General features: G+C 39.9%; 18 protein-coding genes. 12 read left to right on the top strand and 6 right to left on the bottom strand.

Annotated features, from left to right (window positions below; genetic code table 11):
- Positions 1-158: 158 nt before the first annotated feature.
- From CSB87_RS08835 to dsbD, 4 genes are all read left to right on the top strand, one after another.
- Entirely contained in the window at positions 159-509 is a 351-nt protein-coding gene (locus CSB87_RS08835) for an HPF/RaiA family ribosome-associated protein (protein ID WP_002053923.1), read from the top strand.
- 158 nt (positions 510-667) lie between these two features.
- Positions 668-1,213, top strand: coding sequence for an ankyrin repeat domain-containing protein (locus CSB87_RS08830; protein WP_004711466.1), 546 nt, complete (start codon positions 668-670; stop codon positions 1,211-1,213).
- 12 nt (positions 1,214-1,225) lie between these two features.
- Entirely contained in the window at positions 1,226-1,993 is a 768-nt protein-coding gene (locus tag CSB87_RS08825) for a transporter (protein WP_002053755.1), read from the top strand.
- Between the two features lie 18 nt (positions 1,994-2,011).
- The gene (gene dsbD / locus CSB87_RS08820; protein WP_031953554.1) at positions 2,012-3,820 is read left to right on the top strand and encodes a protein-disulfide reductase DsbD; all 1,809 of its coding nucleotides are present in this window, start codon (positions 2,012-2,014) and stop codon (positions 3,818-3,820) included.
- Here the strand turns inward: dsbD and CSB87_RS08815 are convergent, their stop codons facing one another.
- Together CSB87_RS08815 and CSB87_RS08810 are read right to left on the bottom strand one after the other, a co-directional pair.
- A complete protein-coding gene (locus CSB87_RS08815; protein WP_031953553.1) occupies positions 3,821-5,014 on the bottom strand; it encodes a GGDEF domain-containing protein in 1,194 nt (397 codons plus the stop codon).
- A 178-nt stretch (positions 5,015-5,192) separates the two neighbouring features.
- Positions 5,193-6,104 carry an alpha/beta hydrolase gene (locus tag CSB87_RS08810; protein WP_004884930.1) on the bottom strand — a complete coding sequence of 304 codons (912 nt, stop codon included), beginning with the start codon at positions 6,102-6,104 and terminating at the stop codon, positions 5,193-5,195.
- A gap of 149 nt (positions 6,105-6,253) precedes the next feature.
- Between CSB87_RS08810 and CSB87_RS08805 the strand changes: the two genes are divergently transcribed.
- Positions 6,254-6,691 carry a DUF2147 domain-containing protein gene (locus CSB87_RS08805; protein ID WP_002053814.1) on the top strand — a complete coding sequence of 146 codons (438 nt, stop codon included), beginning with the start codon at positions 6,254-6,256 and terminating at the stop codon, positions 6,689-6,691.
- A 38-nt stretch (positions 6,692-6,729) separates the two neighbouring features.
- Here the strand turns inward: CSB87_RS08805 and CSB87_RS08800 are convergent, their stop codons facing one another.
- Positions 6,730-7,080: an arsenate reductase gene (locus CSB87_RS08800; RefSeq protein ID WP_000913165.1), complete on the bottom strand. Its 351-nt coding sequence runs from the start codon at positions 7,078-7,080 to the stop codon at positions 6,730-6,732.
- Between the two features lie 456 nt (positions 7,081-7,536).
- Complete coding sequence (locus CSB87_RS08795; protein WP_000612366.1) at positions 7,537-8,361, bottom strand: exodeoxyribonuclease III; 825 nt, start codon at positions 8,359-8,361, stop codon at positions 7,537-7,539.
- A gap of 38 nt (positions 8,362-8,399) precedes the next feature.
- On the opposite strand from CSB87_RS08795, the gene pyrE reads away from it, so the two are divergent.
- On the top strand, positions 8,400-9,050 hold the full coding sequence (gene pyrE, locus CSB87_RS08790; protein WP_000211303.1) for an orotate phosphoribosyltransferase: 651 nt from the start codon (positions 8,400-8,402) through the stop codon (positions 9,048-9,050).
- 52 nt (positions 9,051-9,102) lie between these two features.
- Here the strand turns inward: pyrE and CSB87_RS08785 are convergent, their stop codons facing one another.
- Together CSB87_RS08785 and CSB87_RS08780 are read right to left on the bottom strand one after the other, a co-directional pair.
- On the bottom strand, positions 9,103-11,295 hold the full coding sequence (locus CSB87_RS08785) for a TonB-dependent receptor (protein WP_031959402.1): 2,193 nt from the start codon (positions 11,293-11,295) through the stop codon (positions 9,103-9,105).
- 226 nt (positions 11,296-11,521) lie between these two features.
- Positions 11,522-11,734, bottom strand: coding sequence for a DUF1737 domain-containing protein (locus CSB87_RS08780; RefSeq protein WP_031953550.1), 213 nt, complete (start codon positions 11,732-11,734; stop codon positions 11,522-11,524).
- A 161-nt stretch (positions 11,735-11,895) separates the two neighbouring features.
- On the opposite strand from CSB87_RS08780, the gene gshB reads away from it, so the two are divergent.
- The 6 genes from gshB to ftsA all read left to right on the top strand — a co-directional run bounded on the left by gshB (position 11,896) and on the right by ftsA (position 18,779).
- Entirely contained in the window at positions 11,896-12,843 is a 948-nt protein-coding gene (gene gshB / locus CSB87_RS08775) for a glutathione synthase (protein WP_004884921.1), read from the top strand.
- Positions 12,844-13,077: 234 nt separating this feature from the next.
- The gene (gene murG / locus CSB87_RS08765; RefSeq protein WP_000132437.1) at positions 13,078-14,175 is read left to right on the top strand and encodes an undecaprenyldiphospho-muramoylpentapeptide beta-N-acetylglucosaminyltransferase; all 1,098 of its coding nucleotides are present in this window, start codon (positions 13,078-13,080) and stop codon (positions 14,173-14,175) included.
- Between the two features lie 11 nt (positions 14,176-14,186).
- Entirely contained in the window at positions 14,187-15,635 is a 1,449-nt protein-coding gene (gene murC, locus CSB87_RS08760; RefSeq protein WP_004884918.1) for a UDP-N-acetylmuramate--L-alanine ligase, read from the top strand.
- Positions 15,636-15,672: 37 nt separating this feature from the next.
- Positions 15,673-16,599, top strand: coding sequence for a D-alanine--D-alanine ligase (locus CSB87_RS08755; RefSeq protein ID WP_000063661.1), 927 nt, complete (start codon positions 15,673-15,675; stop codon positions 16,597-16,599).
- A 2-nt stretch (positions 16,600-16,601) separates the two neighbouring features.
- Positions 16,602-17,456, top strand: coding sequence for a cell division protein FtsQ/DivIB (locus tag CSB87_RS08750; RefSeq protein ID WP_004884912.1), 855 nt, complete (start codon positions 16,602-16,604; stop codon positions 17,454-17,456).
- Between the two features lie 60 nt (positions 17,457-17,516).
- On the top strand, positions 17,517-18,779 hold the full coding sequence (ftsA, locus tag CSB87_RS08745; protein ID WP_002053865.1) for a cell division protein FtsA: 1,263 nt from the start codon (positions 17,517-17,519) through the stop codon (positions 18,777-18,779).
- Positions 18,780-18,809 lie beyond the last annotated feature (30 nt).

Raw genomic sequence — 18,809 nt, 5'->3', positions numbered from 1 at the left:
CAAAATAAATTAAAAGCAGTACGTTTAAGTCAGGAGATAACAAACCATTACACCATCAAAATGTACAATTAAAGTCAGTTCATGCATGCTTAAAACATGCCAACATAAAAAAGTTTTGCATAGAAAAGATCCACAGTAAGAAAGAGAGGATGGTATTTATGAATATTGAAATCCGCACAGATAAAAACATCCATAATAGTGAACGTTTAATTACTTATGTACGTGCAGAACTTACTCAAGAATTCCAACGTCATAGCGAACGTATTACACATTTCTCGGTTCATTTTAGTGATGAAAATGGGGACAAAGGTGGCGATAAAGATATCCATTGTATGATCGAAGCACGTCCTGCTGGCTTGAAACCAGTGGCAGTGCACCATAAAGCAGGAAATATTGATGCCTCAATTCACGGTGCGATTGAAAAACTAAAACGTAGCCTTGAACATACTTTTGAGAAAAAGGAACACCCGAGAGGTGGTCAACCAGAATTCATTGATGATGAAGTTTAAAAATTGCTAAAAAGCCCTTCGGGGCTTTTTTTATGAAAAATAAAAAAGACGGATAAAAACTCTTCACAACTTTTGGTTTGCAATGCAATAGCATTGACCTCTAAAATCTTCATCAGAGATTAGGCATAATAGCCCTAATATATTTTTGAGAGATGGTCATGTTAACCACCCAGCAGCAGGCTTTAATTAAAGCCATAGAAGAATTAGAACTTACGCAAGTACAAAAATTACTTGCTGAGGGGCTTGATCCGAATTTCATTGATCCGGAACAAGGGCCACCTGTATCAATTATTTGTGATGGAATTTTTAAATGGTGGGAAGATGTTTCGGAAGCGTATGAAGCAGGCACTCCCTTATCAAAAGAAGAAAAAGATCAAGCATTACAAGTTTATCTCGATATCCTTGAAGCCTTAATTCAGGCAAAGGCAAATGTTCATCTTTGGGATGCAGAAGAATTTTATGGTCCACTATGGGATGCAGCAAGTTCGGCATGCGCACCAGCGGTTCAACGTTTACTTGATGAAAAAGTTGATCCAAACACACGTGATGAAGAAGGACTCACCATTTTATCTTCAATCAGTCAGTTGTTCTTTGATTGTGATTTTGATGAAATAGATTGGTCAGAAGCGCTTCAAGAAGAGCGTGAAACACTAGAGTTATTGCGCCATCATGGAGCAAAAATGTCAAAAGAACTAACTACTTGATTGGAATATAGAATGAGAACATTTCAAATTTTAACTTTTGCTCTGACCACTGTTGCCGCAGGAAGTAGTTTTGCCGCAGAGTTCTCGTTTGACCGTCCAGGTTCGGGCTTCGGAACAGGTATCACTCCAGTGGGGCAGTTAGCTTGGGAACAAGGTTTGCCAAGTGCAACTTATACAGAAGCAACTGTTGATGGCGTGAAAGAAAAAACCGTAACTGTACATGGCGATATGTTATTCCGTACAGGTTTGGCGAAAGACTTAGAATTACAATTGGGTTGGCAAGGTCCGGGTTGGACTCAAACCAAGCGCGCTGGTAAAAAGACAGATACCTCTGGTTTAGGTGATGTAAGCATCGGCTTAAAAAAAGCGATTGATTTAAATGATGAAAATTTAACAATGGCTGTGTTGGCTCAAGCGCTTATTGCAACGGGTAATGATGAGTTTACTGAACATGACGATATTTATAGTTTAAGTTCAGCAGTGGCTTATCAGTATAATGATTTAATCAATACTGCAATTACGATGCGTTACGAAGTGCAAAACAGCAACTGGGCTGTAACAGCTATTCCAACAATCAATTATAAAATTGCTGGCAAACTTTCTGGCTATTCTGAATTTGTTTACCGTAAAGCTGAAAGCCAAGACTACCAATATGGTTTAGGTACAGGCTTAGTGTATGCAGTTAATAAACGTACTCAACTTGATGCAAGTGTAGGTGTCGATTTAGAGGGTCAAGATAAAGGCTACCATGGTGGCTTGGGCATGGCATTCTTATTTTGATAAAACCAACTTGAATTGATGTTAATGAAAAAGCTTATTTCTCAGGGAATTATTTATTTTCTAGCAGCTGCTAGTTTTGTATTGAGCCAGTTTGTTTTTGCAGAAGATAAGCTACTTTCACCCGAACAGGCTTTTTCATTTTCGGTTGAATCGCCACAATCGCATACCGCAAAGTTATCGTGGCAGATTCAGCCAAATTATTATTTGTATCAGCATAAATTTACTGTCCAGCAGGGTAATCAACCTTTAGCTTTAAATTTGCCTAAAGCCGTTTCTCAATATGATGAGAACTATGGGCAAAGTCAGGTTTATTACCATCAAGTCAACTTTCAGATTAAGACTAAACCTTCAGAGCACTACACTGTAACTTGGCAAGGCTGTGCCAAAGACCGTATTTGTTATCCCCCACAAACTATTGAGTTTCAAACCGATGCAGATGGTCTGGTTGGTGTACAAAATCAAGCAGGAACAGCACAGAAACGCTTATTAGATTTGGCAAATAAACCAGTATCTCAAGAACCTTTAGAAGATCAGACAAGTTCAGAAAATAAAGCTGAAGCGGCCGCTCCCCAAATTGCACAAGACCAGATTTGGTCAGCTAAATTAATTGAACACTCACTTTGGTATGGTGTTTTATTGTTTTTAGGTTTAGGCATGCTGCTTGCATTTACGCCATGTTCTTTACCAATGTTGCCAATTTTAACCTCACTGATTATTCGAGAGCATAAGGGTTTAAAGGCTTGGACCATTGCACTTACCTTTGTGTGTAGTATGGCATTGGTTTATGCAGGTCTAGGTTTAATTGCTTCTTCAGCAGGGCTAAATTTCCAACGCTGGTTACAACAGCCTGCTACGCTTATCGCGTTTAGTTTACTGTTTGTAGTTTTTGCGCTGAATCTATTTGGATTGTTTGAGCTTCGTTTACCGCAAACGTGGTTAAATCGGCTTGATCGTATTCAGTCTATGCAACAAGGTGGTACTTTGGTTGGTGCCGGGGTCATGGGTGTAGTTTCTGCGCTCTTGGTTGGTCCATGTATGACTGCACCTTTAGCTGGAACCTTATTATTTATTTCTCAAACCCAGAACCAATGGCAAGGTGCTTTGCTTTTATTCTGTCTAGGTTTTGGGATGGGAATTCCTTTACTCATTGCCAGTGTTTTAGGTGCAAAGTTCTTACCTAAAGCAGGTGACTGGATGCATCAGATTAAAGTAATTTTTGCTTTTCTGATGTTAGGATTAAGTCTTTATTTTATTCGCCCTTTATTGCCAGATTGGGGCATGCAAGTGCTTAGTTTATTGCTAGGGCTGGCTTTTATTATTTATGCGCTGTATCAGTTCTTTTGGAAAAAAGGGCAGTTACAGTGGCTATATGCCTTACTACTTTTATTGGTAACGCCCTTTGTTGCTTATAACCAGTATCAGCATTTTCAAAATCGAAGTTTGCAAAGTTCCGACCATATGGCTGAATGGCATGTTGCAACTACAGCCGCAGACTTTCAGAAAATTTTAGCAGCAGCGCCTGCTGATCGGGCTATTGTCGTTGATGTCTATGCAGACTGGTGTGTGGCTTGTCAGCCTATTGAACATCGTATTTTAAAAGCACCAGAAGTTCAGTCAGCTCTTGCGCCTTACTACCTCATTAAGCTTGATTTGAGCCATTATGATCAGTCACATGAAGCTCTACTCAAGCAGTGGAATATTCTTGGACCACCAACGTATCTCTTTTTAAATAAGCAACAACAAGAAATTCGTTCTTTGCGTTTAACAGGTGCCTTTAGTAAGCAAGAGCTTTTGCAACAGCTTGCAAGCTTATCGAAAGCTAAATAGTCAAATTGATTTTATATGTGGTATTTGTTGAAAAGTGCGGACTTGATTACGCCCTGAAGCTTTTACCGCATAAAGTGCCTCATCGGCCTGTCGAATCACAATGTAGGGATCGTTTGCAAAAGCAGAGCTACTAATTCCAAAGCTTGCACTCACATGAATCTGAATATTCTGATTATTGAAAATAGATAACCCTTGTAAGGCAAGTCGGCAACGTTCCGCAATTTTTTCCGCTTGAATAATGTCGGTATGAGGGAGTAATAAAATGAATTCTTCTCCACCAAATCGACCAATGATGTCTTCATTACGTAAATTTTCAGAAAGACATTGAGCAATTTTAATCAGGACCTGATCGCCCTGATGATGTCCATATACATCATTAATTTTTTTAAAATGGTCTATGTCGAGAAGGACTAAAGCATAATCGAATTGTTGCTCGTGCAGTGTTTCAAGATGAGCATTTAAACTGCGTCTATTTAATACATTAGTTAATGGGTCGATCTGGCTTAAGCGTTGAATATAAGTTTCTCTTTGGCGCCATTGAGTTAGTAGAATTTCAAATAAAATAAAGCACGCCACTAAAATCGGCATAATAAAAAAAAGCATACTCCCTAACCAAAATGGATTGGTTTGAGCATGTCGGATAGCCGTGAAGTTAAATAGTGGAGCGTAGGGTATAACCCCATTCATACTTAAATAAGTACACACGGCTAAAATAATTGTTGCTGGTATAAAAGCGCTATAAACAATTTTTCTTTCAAATAAAACTAAACCTACGCCAATCGTACCTACATAACCGACCATTGTGGCTGGGCTGATACTTCCTATTAAATAACCATCGTGACACAGCATGAGCATAAAGGCTTGCACGCTAATAAGAGGAACAATTTTTTGAGCCCAGTCTTGGTCTTTATAGCGGTAACACGGAATAATCAGCAAAGCTAATAAAAATAAGGTCAATAAGTTGAGCCAGAGCTGTGATTCGACTAAAGGTAAATTTGACCATTGCCAGACACTAGGCGTTATTAAGATATAGCCTTTCCATAAAATCCAACTGAAATTCATTGCACAGGCGAGGGTCAGCATCAGTGCACTTTTTTGTAACGGGGTCCAATTAATAATATGATTGTTATGGATGAATTCGAGAATCACCTGTTTTATTTTATTTATAGGATGAGTGATTAAACGAATTTTCATAATAATAAAGGAACTCCTAAATAGTGATATCTCTTCTTCAGATCATCCTAAAATGGGGGAGTTTGAATGATTCATAACCTAAACATACCATGATTCACTCATTAAACCTTAAGATTAAAGTTTTTATAAATAAGATGAAGTGAGAGGTATTTCAAACTCATCACTTCATTCATTTTAATTAAGTTTTATCAAGTTCATGAGCAAATTCGGCAATATCTGCCATCGCATGTTTTGCTTCGTCGAACCAAGCATTAAACATCTGGAAGTTATGCCACATGCCTGTATAAAGTTTAAAATGTACTTTGACACCTGCTTCTTCAGCTTTTTCTCTAAAGCGTTTTGCATCGTCTAATAAAATTTCTTTAGAACCCACCTGTACTAAAGTCGGTGGCAAACCTTCTAAGTTATCAAAAATAGGCGAAACACGTGGGTCATCTGCTGCAATATGGTTGCCAATATAATGTTGAATACCTATTTGCAGAGCTTCAAGAGAAAGCAAGGCATCATGTTTTTGGTTAAATCTTAAAGATTCACTGGTTAAGGTTAAATCTAAGAAAGGTGACAATAAAATTAGACCGCTTGGCATGAGTTCGGGTTGTTCTTTTAAACGCAAGCAAAGTGCCAAAGCTAAATTAGCCCCGCATGAATCGCCCGATAAAATAATATCTTTGGGCTGAATACCTTGAACTAATAATGATTGATATACGTCATATAATGCTTCGATCGCTTCAGGATATGGATGTTCCGGTGCAAGTGGATAGTCCACATGAATGATTTGCATTTGGGTGCGGGCAGCTAAATCCGTCATAAATGCATGATGGGTTTTTACACTGCCCAGAAAAAAAGCGCCGCCGTGAATATGAAAAATAAGCTGGGTTGCTGAATCCTGAGCTTTAATTTCCTCACCTTTTACACCAGCAAGTCGGATCGGACGAACACTTACATTTTTTTGTTTTGGAAATGCTCGGCAAAGTTGTTCAAGCATAGGGCGTAAAGCAGTTGGAGGTAAATTCAACTGACTTGGTTTGCGAATTGCTGTTTTAAGAAATGTTTCTGTTAAATAATATTTTAAAACGTTTGGTATATTCATATAGTATCCGCTTATGTTAATAACTTGTTTCCCTATAAATTTTATTTTTCAAGGTTACAAGGTTACACGAAACAGTCACATTCAAAAATTGCAATATCGTTGCGAGTTTTGAATACTGAAGTCTTGAAAGACCCAAGGATATTACAAAAATGAAAAAGATTGCTTTAGCTTTAGGACTTGTTGGTATGGCTGCATTTGCCAATGCGGCTGACCCACTAAACGGAACGGTATGGAAAACGATTGATGACCAAACCAATAAGCCCAAAGCCGTAGTAAAGTTTACGGAACAGAAGGATGGAACCTTAACTGCAACCATTCAAAGCATTTTGACACCAGGTGAAGAAAACTCTTGTACAAAATGTGAAGGTCCGTATAAAAACAAACCGCTTAAAGGTGTGACCATTGTACATAATCTAAAAAATGTAGGTGGTACCAGTTATGAAAACGGTACAATTTTAGACCCTAAATCTGGCAAAACTTACAAATTAAAAGGTGAGTTGGCTGAGGGTGGTAAGAAGCTTAAATTACGTGGCTATATTGGTGTTTCAGCATTGGGCCGTAACCAAACTTGGATTCGTGCGAACTAAAAGCCTAAATAAAAAAACGAGCCATTAGGCTCGTTTTTTTATGCGCTTAAGTTTTGATAGGCTGTTTCATCAAAGCCTACAAGAAACCCTTTAGAGGTCTGTAGAACTGGTCGTTTGATTAAGCTTGGCTGAGCAATTAGCGCTTCAATAAGATGATCTTCACTGCTTAAAGCACGCGTTTGTTCTTCTTCAGATAGTTTTTTCCACGTAGTACCTTTCTTGTTGAGCACCGTATCTTGTCCAATTTCTTTTAACCAGATTTTCAAGGTATCGGCATCAATCCCTTGTTTTTTATAATCGTGAAATTCGTAGCTCAAACCTTTTGCTTGTAAAGCATCAAATGCTTTTTTCATCGAGTTACAGTTTTTAATACCATAAATTTTTAACATTTTATCGGACCATGTCAAAAAGAGAGAACACACAGCCTAACCCAAAATGCATTTGGGCACTACTTTATACCGATACTTTTAAAACAAATGAAAAATAATGATTAAAACAATAAAGAATGTCATGTTATTGTCATAAGACAAGGTAATAATGAACTCAATAAGAAGAATCTAGAAAACTAAAAGAACTTAGCGCAAAAAATAAGAGATATAAAAGAGAAAACCCGCATTTAATCATCCTGATCATGCGGGTCTCATTTCAACGTCCATTGTCACATCCTTGCAAATAAACTTATCTTAAGTTTATTTTATCTTCCTACGGCGTCCTATCCTTTTGCGTCATCCTGACTGCTTCCCTGTGCCGTGGGGCTATAATGCCGTTAAACATGTGTAAGAAAAATACTCAAAAGCGACATGTGTTGTAAGCAAAAACGACAATGTAAGTGAACATATGTTCACTTATTCTTGAATTTTATAGTCGATAATAACTGGAGCATGGTCACTAAACCATTGATCTTTATAGACCCATGCATTTACAGTGCGCGCTTTCCAGTCCGGTGAACATGCTTGGTAGTCAATACGCCAACCTACATTTTTCGCACGTGCTTGTCCGCGATTTGACCACCATGAGTACAATTCGGCTTCTGTTCTTACCACACGGAAGGTGTCTACATAGCCAAGTTCATCATAAATATGGTCAAGCCATGCACGCTCATGTGGTAAACAGCCAGACGACTTTTGGTTGCCCGACCAGTTTTTAATATCAATCCGTTTATGAACGATGTTGTAATCGCCACAAATAATGATGGACTTATTCTCATCACGCCATTGTTTTAAGATTTTTGCGTATTCACCCAAAAATAAATCTTTACGTGCCTGCGCTTCTTCACCACTTGAGCCCGAAGGTAAGTATAATGATGCAATATGTACGGGATGTGACAAACCTAAATCGAATTCGGCAGAAATGAAGCGGCCTTGACTATCGGCCAATTCAAACCCTAAACCATCTTTAATAGAGACAAAGGGTAAGCGGCTATAAATTGCAGTACCTGCGTAGCCTGCACGCTCTGCTGGAAAGAGATGGGTATGCCATCCCTCGGGTCTAAATTTCTCAGTCCATTGTTCATGGGTAATGCGGCTTTCCTGCATGCATACGACATCGGCATCGGATTGTTCTAACCATTCAAGTAAGCCTTTCGTCACTGAAGAACGTAAGCCATTTACGTTAATGGAAACGACTCGAAGAATTTTTACATCACTTGGATACTGATCCTTTGGTATCATGCGAAAATTTAACCTCAATTGTGAATTTGGAGCACCTCATGACAACGCCTGTGTCATTTCACCCGCAAGCATTTATCGAACTCGCATTATCACGCGGTGTGCTTAAATTTGGTGAGTTTACTTTAAAATCTGGACGCGTGAGTCCTTATTTTTTTAATGCAGGCCTACTCAACGATGGTGAAGCTTTATCTCTTTTAGCGCAAGGCTATGCCGATAAATTAACACAATGCGAAAATGTTGATGTGATTTTTGGACCAGCTTATAAAGGTATTCCATTTGTAGCTGCGACTGCTGTTGCTTTGTCGCAAACACATAACAAGAGCGTGCCATGGGGCTTTAACCGTAAAGAAGCGAAAGATCATGGCGAAGGTGGTGTTTTAGTTGGTGCTGCGGTTGAAGGTAAAAAAGTCTGGATTATTGATGACGTAATTACCGCAGGTACAGCGATTCGCGAAGTGGTAACGATTTTGAAAAATGCCGGTGCAACTATTGCGGGTGTTTTGGTTGCGCTAGATCGTCAAGAACGTGGTCAAGGTGAACTTTCTGCAATTCAGGAAGTTCAAAAAGAATTAGAAATTCCTGTGCATGCACTGATTACTATGAAGGACTTAATGGATTATTTAGAAGCGAAAGGCGAAAAAGAAGCACTAGCTAATATGCAAGCTTACCGTGAAAAATACGGCATCTAAAAATAAAAAGGCATACCTCTAAAATAGGGGTATGCCTTTTTAATATTTTTACTTAGAACTGATAATTTAAACGCAATAACACATTACGTGGTGTGCCTGGCATGCTGTCTGAACGCCAGTACTCTTTATTGGTTAGGTTATTTACTGCAAGTGTGACATTCCACGGGTCGGCACTATAGCCAATTGCTGCATCGACACGATTGAAGCCTTCCATTTTTACTTGATTATTAATATTTGGATAATAAGAACCGACATAGGTTACGCCCACTTCGGTATACCACTGCTCGGTTGGTAAATAACGAACAAATAAATTACCTGTGTTCTTAGATGTGTTTGCTAAATAGTTGCCTTCACGATCAGGATTTTGCTTGTCTTCTTTTACTTTTGCATCTGTGTAGCCATACCCACCGCGAACAAAGACATTATCAAGTACACGCCCAATAAAGCTAAATTCGAGACCACGAGATTGATGTTGACCCGCAGTTGCCCATACATCGGGCTCACTGTCTGGGTTTGGTTTATAGCGAATATTATTTTTACGAATATCAAAGACAGAAAATTGAGTATTTAACCGATTATCTAACCATTCACTTTTTACACCCACTTCATATTGCTCATTATATTGAGGCTCTTTATCCATTTTTGTGACATCGGTGCTCCCAGTAACTTGGTTAACACCCATTTGTCCGCCAAATGGTGCAAAACTCTTAGAGTAAGACGTATAAAAGCTATGTTCTGGAACGGGTTGCCAGACTAAACCCACATTTGGACTAAGACTACTGTCTTTTACATTACGATGATCATTATTAAGTTTATTGGTAGTTGAAAAGTCAAAGTAATCATAACGTAGGCCCATCATGAGTTTAAGTTGGTCATTTAGACCAATTAAATCCTGAACAAATACACCATAAGTGGTACCTTCATTGTAGTTATGTTGGCTAATTAAAAGAGGGCCATTGCCACGACTATATTCACGTTCACCAGTGAGCGGATTAACGTAACCATAAATGGCTGAACCGTTTTGAGTCTTATTGGCTAGACGTGGTTCTCGTTGCTCATAGGTCCAGTCTGTACCGACCATAATTTGGTGCTCAAGCGAGCCTGTTTTGAATTTGCCCTTAATATCAAAGGTATTGGTTGTGGTCTTATTGCTAGTTTGTTGCCAATAGTAAATTTGATTGATATAGCCTTTTTTTGTTGTACAGGTTTTGCCTTTTAAATCTTTGCCATCTAACCCACAATAAGTCCCAAAATAAAAGTGGTCAAAGTTCTGTTCTGCTTGACGGTAACTCGCTGCCCAGTGGAAGTTCCAGTCAGGTGCATATTCATAATTTACATCGGTGCGGACCACTTGCAAAATATCATCAACATAATCGCCATCTTGAGCAAATCCTGTTTTGATAGATGTACCTGCAGGTAGATTTTCACGCGTTGGCCCACGGTCAGGAACTCGACCTAATTTGTCATAGGTATATTGTGTGGTCCAAGTGAGTGTTCCATCGTCATTTTTATAGGTAAAGCTTGGAGAGAGCATCTCAATTTTATTTTTGATACCTGAGCGGAAGCTGCCTGCCTCGCCATATTCTCCAGTCAAACGTATTGCTAAATTGTCGTTAAGTACTTGGTTGATGTCAGCCGTTGTTCCGTAATTATCGTATGAACCCGCATATGCGCCAACTGAACTTTTAGAGTCAAAATTGGCAAACTTACTCACCATATTTACAACCCCACCACCAGCGCTACGACCATACAAAACTGAAGCAGGGCCTTTTAAAATTTCAATACGTTCAATATTGGCTGTACTGCGGCGTACTTGTCCGCTTTCACGTATACCGTCGCGGTAAATATCGCCTGTGTCTGCACCAAAACCACGAATCGTGATCCCATCGCCGCGCATATCGTAACTGGTTGATACGCCTGGTGTACCTTGCAGCATGACGCTTAAATCATTTGATCCATAAATTTTATATTTTTGAACATCGATAGTATCAATAGTTTGCGGAATATCTTTTTTGTCTAAACCATTACGTGTGACATTGGCTTTGTCATAGTCGATATAACTTTTGATGGGATCGAGTTCACTCATCGCTTCAATTTTTATAGTTGGCATGACTGCTGCAACTTTTGAAGATGAGTCCGCTAATTCCTCTGCGTAGGCACCTTGAATATTCAAGATCATTAAACTGAGTAGGCTAAGTGGGAACGAGCTTTTAATTTGGGGAGATGATATAGAAATTTTTAACATAAAAATAAAGTCAATTAACAAAAATAAAAGTATAAATGATAATTATAATCATTTAATTGTTTAGAATAAAAGAACTATTGCTTATAAAATTATCGTGATAGATTTTTAATTGTTGATTTTAAAAATATAATTTATGTGACGAATAATTGCTTGATTGAAATGATTAGTTTTATTTATGAATAGAGGTTTGAAGAGGGTGCTTCATTATTAAAAAACACCCTTAGAGTTAAGCATTGTTTTTGAGCACATCTACAATATCCATTTCTGGATCATAGTTTTTATCAATCGTTTTGCAAATTGCTTGGCCCACAATCACTTGAGTACCATTAAAGGTCATGGTTGGTGCTTCATATAATTCCCAGCCATGATTGAGCGCTTTAGTCACTCGTGCGCAAAAAGCAGAGTCATCAGGGCCTGTTAAATAGCGATAAAGTTTCATCTTTAGCCTTTAAAAAATAATATTTTATGACCTTAGTTTAACTGAGTTTATCTGAATTCAAGATAAAGAAATAACCGATAAGGTTTTACTAAAATTAAGAAAAACGAGTGAAAAATCTCAGCTATACTCATGCTAATTTAAATTTTAAGAAGAGCTTGAGCATGCGTGTACTTGTCGTCATGGATCCGATTGAAACCGTAAATCTGAAAAAGGATTCAACCATGGCAATGTTGTGGGCGGCGAGCCGTCGTGGACATGAGTTAGGTTATGCATTACAACAAGATTTATATATCGATCAAGGTAAGGCTTACGGTCTCATCTCTCCGTTAAAAGTTTTTGAAGATTACAGCCATTATTATGAGTTAGGCGAAAAGAAAAAAGAATCAATCGCGGCTTATGATGTTGTACTCATGCGTAAAGATCCGCCTTTTGACATGAACTTTGTCTACACGACTTATGTGCTTGAGCAAGCTGAGCGTGAAGGCGCATGGATTATTAATAAGCCTCAATCACTGCGTGATTGCAATGAAAAACTTTTTGCTACGCAGTTTCCAGAGCTACAAGTGCCTACACTTGTGACATCACAGCAGAGCCTGATTCGTGAATTTATTAAAGAACATGGCGATGTGATTGTTAAGCCACTTGATGGTATGGGCGGGATGGGTATTTTCCGTTTATACCAAGACGGTGTAAATATTGGTTCTACATTGGAAATGTTGACAGAATTAGGCACTCGTCCAATTATGGCTCAGCGTTATATTCCTGAAATTGTAGAAGGGGATAAACGAATTCTAATGGTGAATGGTGAACCTGTTCCGTACTGTCTAGCTCGTATTCCACAAAATGGTGAAGTGCGCGGTAACTTGGCAGCAGGTGGTTTAGGCCAAGCGCGTCCACTTACTGAAAATGACAAATTCATTGCAGCGAAAATCGGGCCTTTCTTACGTGAAAAAGGATTGGTATTTGTTGGGCTTGATGTGATTGGTAATTATGTGACTGAAATTAATGTGACTAGCCCAACCTGTATTCGTGAAATTGATGCTCAATTTGGTACATCAATTGCCGATGATCTATTCGACGTATTAGAAGCGGGTCGTCCTGCTCAATAATCCAGTTTGAGTGATTTCCTAAGCGAATGCTGGGAAATCACCTAAAAATATATCAATTAATAAAACCACAATATGAAATACGCTAGCGCTTTGTAGGCATATTTTCAAAAAAGCACATCTTTCTGTTATAAACGAGTGAAATTCGCTTTTCGTTAATGAAGCTTTAGGATTAAAATAAACGGCTACAAAAATAGATGACAATTTCCATTGTTTTTTGAGTTGAAGAATTAGACCGTGACAGATTCACAGCAAAGCAAACCTAAACATGTCATGATGATGGCTGCCGGTACTGGTGGACATGTTTTTCCAGCCCTCGCCGTAGCCAAACAACTTCAACAGCAAGGTTGTCAAGTTTCATGGTTAGCCACGCCAACAGGTATGGAAAATCGGTTATTAAAAGATCAAAATATTCCAATATATCAAATTGATATTCAAGGTGTACGTGGCAACGGGGTCATCCGTAAACTTGCTGCGCCTTTTAAAATTTTAAAAGCAACTTTTAGCGCGATGCGCTATATGAAACAGCTTAAAGTTGATGCAGTAGCTGGCTTTGGTGGCTATGTTGCAGGACCGGGTGGTCTGGCTGCTCGCTTATTAGGTATTCCTGTTCTCATTCATGAGCAAAATGCAGTTGCCGGTTTTACCAATGCACAGTTGTCACGTGTAGCTAAAGTAGTATGCGAAGCATTCCCAAATACTTTTCCTGCGAGCGAAAAAGTGGTCACTACCGGAAATCCGGTACGCCGCGAAATTACAGATATTTTAAGCCCCAAATGGCGCTACGATGAGCGTGAGCAAGCGGGTAAGCCGTTAAATATTTTAATTGTGGGTGGGTCTTTAGGTGCAAAAGCACTTAATGAACGTTTACCTCCGGCATTAAAACAACTTCAAGTGCCACTGAATATTTTCCATCAATGTGGTCAGCAACAGGTTGAGGCAACTCAAGCTTTGTACGCAGATGCGCCAGCAAATTTAACTGTACAGGTTTTGCCTTTTATTGAAGATATGGCAAAAGCCTATAGCGAAGCAGACCTGATTATTTGCCGTGCGGGCGCTTTAACTGTGACAGAAGTTGCTACCGCTGGAGTTGCAGCAGTTTTTGTGCCGCTTCCAATCGCGGTAGATGACCACCAAACAGCAAATGCCAAATTTCTGGCCGATGTCGGAGCTGCAAAAATTTGCCAGCAATCGACCATGACACCAGAAGTTTTAAATCAATTGTTTACTACGTTGATGAACCGCCAATTGCTTACAGAAATGGCAGTGAAAGCGCGTCAACATGCCCAACCAAATGCAACTCAGCATGTGGTTGATCTTATTCAAAAAATGTAATCGGATTTACTATGTCTCCAACAACAGCTGCAAACCAAGCAAAAAAATTGATTAAAGTGCCTGAAATGCGCCGTATCAAACATATTCATTTTGTGGGTATTGGCGGTGCAGGTATGTGTGGTATTGCTGAGGTGTTAGCTAACCAAGGATATAAAATTTCCGGTTCAGATATTAAAGCTTCAAAAACCACGCAACAATTAGAAGAAAATGGCATTAAGGTCTATATTGGACACGAAGCAGAAAATATTAAGAACGCCAATGTGCTTGTTGTGTCAACGGCTATTGATCCAGAAAACCCGGAAGTGAAAGCCGCAATTGAGCAACGTACCCCAATCGTACGCCGTGCAGAAATGCTCGGTGAGCTTATGCGTTACCGTCATGGTATTGCGGTAGCAGGCACACACGGTAAAACCACGACAACGAGTTTATTAACTACAATGTTGGCTGAAGAAAATCTTGATCCAACTTATGTGATCGGTGGTTTACTTAACAGTACAGGCGTAAATGCGGCACTTGGTGAAAGCCGTTTTATTGTTGCTGAGGCTGACGAATCGGATGCATCTTTCCTTTATTTGCAGCCAATGGCAGCGATTGTTACCAACATCGATGCTGACCATATGGACACCTATGAAGGCAGTTTTGATAAATTAAAAGATACTTTCGTACAGTTCCTTCATAATTTGCCATTCTATGGCTTAGCTGTAGTTTGTGGTGATGACGCAAATATTCGTGAGATTTTGCCGCGTGTAGGTCGTCCAGTTATTACTTATGGTTTTAACGAAGATAATGACATCCGTGCAATTGATGTAGAACAAGATGGCATGCGTTCGCACTTTACGGTATTGCGTAAAGGCCGTGAGCCGTTGCGTTTAACCATTAATCAGCCTGGTTTACATAATGTTTTAAATGCTTTGGCTGCGATTGGTGTTGCAACTGATGAAGGTGTTTCCGATGAAGCAATTAGCCGTGCATTAAAAGGCTTTAGTGGTGTTGGACGTCGCTTCCAAGTACAAGGTGAATTTGAGCTTGGTGAAGGTAATGTGAAATTAGTCGATGACTATGGACATCACCCTAAAGAAGTGGAAGCTACGATTAAAGCTGCTCGTCAAAGCCATCCTGACCGTCGTTTAGTGATGCTTTTCCAACCACACCGTTACTCTCGTACTCGTGATTGTTTTGATGACTTTATTGAAGTTTTATCTCAAGTCGACCAATTATTATTACTAGAAGTTTATCCGGCTGGAGAAAAACCAATTGTTGGCGCAGATAGCCGTACTTTGGCGCGTAGTATTCGCTTGCGTGGTCAGGTTGAGCCGATTTTAATTGATCCGGTTGAAGGTAATTTGCAAAACATCATGCAAAATGTGTTACAACCAAATGACTTGTTATTAACGCAAGGTGCAGGTAACGTTGGAGCAATTTCAGTAGAACTTGCACAGCACCATTTGTATGTGAAATAAACAAAAAGTATTGAATTATCGGGTTAAGGATTTAAACGTGTCAAATGCTACAAAATTCGGCAAAGTTGCTGTGTTACTTGGTGGAAAATCGGCTGAGCGTGCTGTGTCTTTAGATAGTGGTCAGGCAGTTCTGGACGCTTTGTTACGTTCAGGTGTTCAGGCTGAGGCATTTGATCCGCAAGACCGTAGCGTGACTGAACTTGTAAACTATGACCGTGCATTTATTGTATTGCATGGTCGTGGTGGCGAAGACGGTCAAATCCAAGGTGTGCTTGAGTGGTTGAACATCCCTTATACAGGAACGGGTGTACAAGGTTCTGCAATAGGCATGGATAAGGTCAAAACCAAGCAAATCTGGCAAGGTAGTGATTTACCAACTGCACCGTATCGCATTATTACTAAAGAAACAGATCTAGACTCAGTCATTGCTGAATTAGGTTTACCTGTCATTATCAAGCCTGTACATGAGGGTTCAAGTGTAGGCATGAGTAAGGTTGAAAAAGCTGAAGACTTTGCAGCAGCAATTGAAAAGGCAACTCAGCACGACGCTGTTGTCATGGCAGAAAAATGGATTACGGGACGCGAATTTACGATTTCATTCTTAAATGGCCAGCCGTTACCTGTTATTCGTTTGCAGCCACCAGCAGATGTTGCTTTTTATGATTATGAAGCAAAATATCAACGCAATGATGTCGAATATGGCATTCCTTGCGGTCTTAGCGAAACCGAAGAGAAAAAACTACAAGCCTTATGCTTACGCGCTTTTCAGGCTGTAGGTGCAGAAGGTTGGGGCCGTATTGATGCAATGCAGGATGAGCAAGGTAATTTCTGGCTTCTAGAAGTAAATACTGTGCCGGGTATGACCAGCCATTCACTTGTGCCAAAAGCTGCTAAAGCCGTGGGCTATAGCTTTGATGAATTGTGTGTTGCAATTCTTGAGCAAACATTGGAAGGTACGGCTTAAATATGGCACAACTTCCGGCTTCCATGCGCCGTAAACGTGCGGCGATTACCTCCATTCATGAAAAACCGCCTACGCGCAAGCAAAAGCTTGCCAATGCTGGCGGATGGGTGCTGTTGGTTATTGCCTTTTTAGTCTTGGCGGTCGGAATTTACGGTCTATATAAAGTTATTACTGATGCAACTGTCGCAAAGCTTGAGGTGGTAGGTTCAACAACTCCGGTTGAGAATCAGCAAGTGATGCGATATGTGCAGCCGATTGTAAAAGATAATTACTTTACGTCTGACTTAGAGCAGATTCGTGATAAAGCATTAGAAATTTCATGGGTAGACCGAGTTGTCGTATCTCGTGCCTGGCCAAATGGTATTCGTGTTCGTGTGATGCCTCGACATGCGATCGCCCGTTGGGGAACAGGTCGCTTATTAAGCGATGGTGGTGACGTATTTAGTGAGGCAGAACCGAGACTTCATCCTGAGCTTCCGCTGTTACATGGTCCGGTAAGCCAGTCTAAAATGATGATGCGACGCTATAATGAAATTAATCAGTTATTCCATCCTGTTAATTTGCGTTTAAAAGAGTTATATCTAACAGAGCGAATGACTTGGTTTATGCAGTTTGATTCTGGTTTACGAATTATTGTTGACCAAGATCAAACAATGAATAAATTGCAACGTTTAAGTCATTTGGCACAATCTGACCTAAAACCTGTGTGGACGAAAATCTCAGCCATTGATTTGCGATATCGTAATGGATTATCTATTCAATGGAAGAATGCAACCCCACCTAAAATTGTGAATGGTCAGTTTGTTGTAACGAGTGATGACACAAGCATTGCAGGTGGTGCAAAAGCAAAGCCATAATACGTGGCTTTAAAATAGGCAATTTGCCTGGTATTAGACAACAAAGAAATGGTATGAGTGATGAGTGAAGCTGTTCCCTCAGTTGTTGCGATTGACATTGGGACGCATAAAGTTTCAGTTTTGATTGGAAAAATTCATGCGCCGGATAACATTCAGGTTATCGGTATGGCAACTGCTCGCAATCGAGGCATGAACAAAGGAAAAATTGTAAGTCTCGATAAAGTCATTGCTGCGATTAAAAACGCCGTTGCTGAAGCGGAAAATATGGCCGAATGTCGCATTCATAGTGCGTGGGTCTCTATTCCGAGTACCGAGTTGCAAAGTTTCTATGCTTCTGGACGCACACCTGTTGCTAACCCAGCACATGTGATTACAACCAATGAAGTTGTCCGTGCATTAGAGTTAGCAAAAGCAAGTCATGTGACTTCAGACTACTATCTAGCGAGTGCAGTGCCACTCGGGTTTGAGTTAGGTGATTCTGCAGAATGGGTCCAAAACCCAATCAATATGACTGCTCACAGCATGACTGGTCATTATCAGCTCATGATGATGCCGATTGCCACTATGCAAAACCTTGATCGTGCTATGAAAGGTGCGAACATTGGTGTTGAGAAAATGGTAGTTTCTTGCTTGGCTACGGCTGAAGCAAGTTTGCTGAAAGATGAAAAAGAATATGGTGTCTGTCTTGTTGATATCGGTGCAGGTATTACCAACCTAGCAGTTTATTTAGATGGCCGTTTGGCTTTAGCACGTACATTACAACGTGGTGGTGAGCATGTGACACGTGACATTGCTGCTGTGTTGCAAACAACTACTGAAGAAGCTGAACGCATTAAAATTCTGCATGGCTGTGTTGATCTAAGTGCTGTTAAGCCTGACCATATGATTCAAGTTCAGGGTATTGATGGCCCTCAAACGATTAGTCGTATTGAGTTATCAGAAATTATTATTGCGCGTTATGAAGAGATTTTTAGCCAGATTCGCGAAGAACTCGAACAAAGCGGTGCAATCCATGGCCTGTATCATGGTGTAGTGTTGACAGGCGATGCTTGTCAAATCGAAGGTATGGTGAGTTTGGCTCGTCGTATGCTGGGTGTGTCTGCTCATTTAGGTAATCCACCATTACAGGTGTATGCTGATGATCAGCATCAGGCTGCATTACGCCGATCAATGTATGCGACAGCAGCTGGTTTGCTTATGTTTAGCCAAAGCGAATTACAAGAAGCTGTTGAGGAACCTGAAGAGGGGAATGACCGTTCGGTATGGGAACGAATGGTGAATGGCTGGAATGCGTTTAATAGCAAACTTAAAGCCATTTTTTAGGATGTATGGATTTATTGGTAGAATTGTTAG

Source organism: Acinetobacter sp. AR_0276 (assembly GCF_003000705.1).
Classification (GTDB): Bacteria; Pseudomonadota; Gammaproteobacteria; order Pseudomonadales; family Moraxellaceae; genus Acinetobacter; species Acinetobacter nosocomialis.
This window is presented reverse-complemented; position numbering and strand designations above follow the sequence as displayed.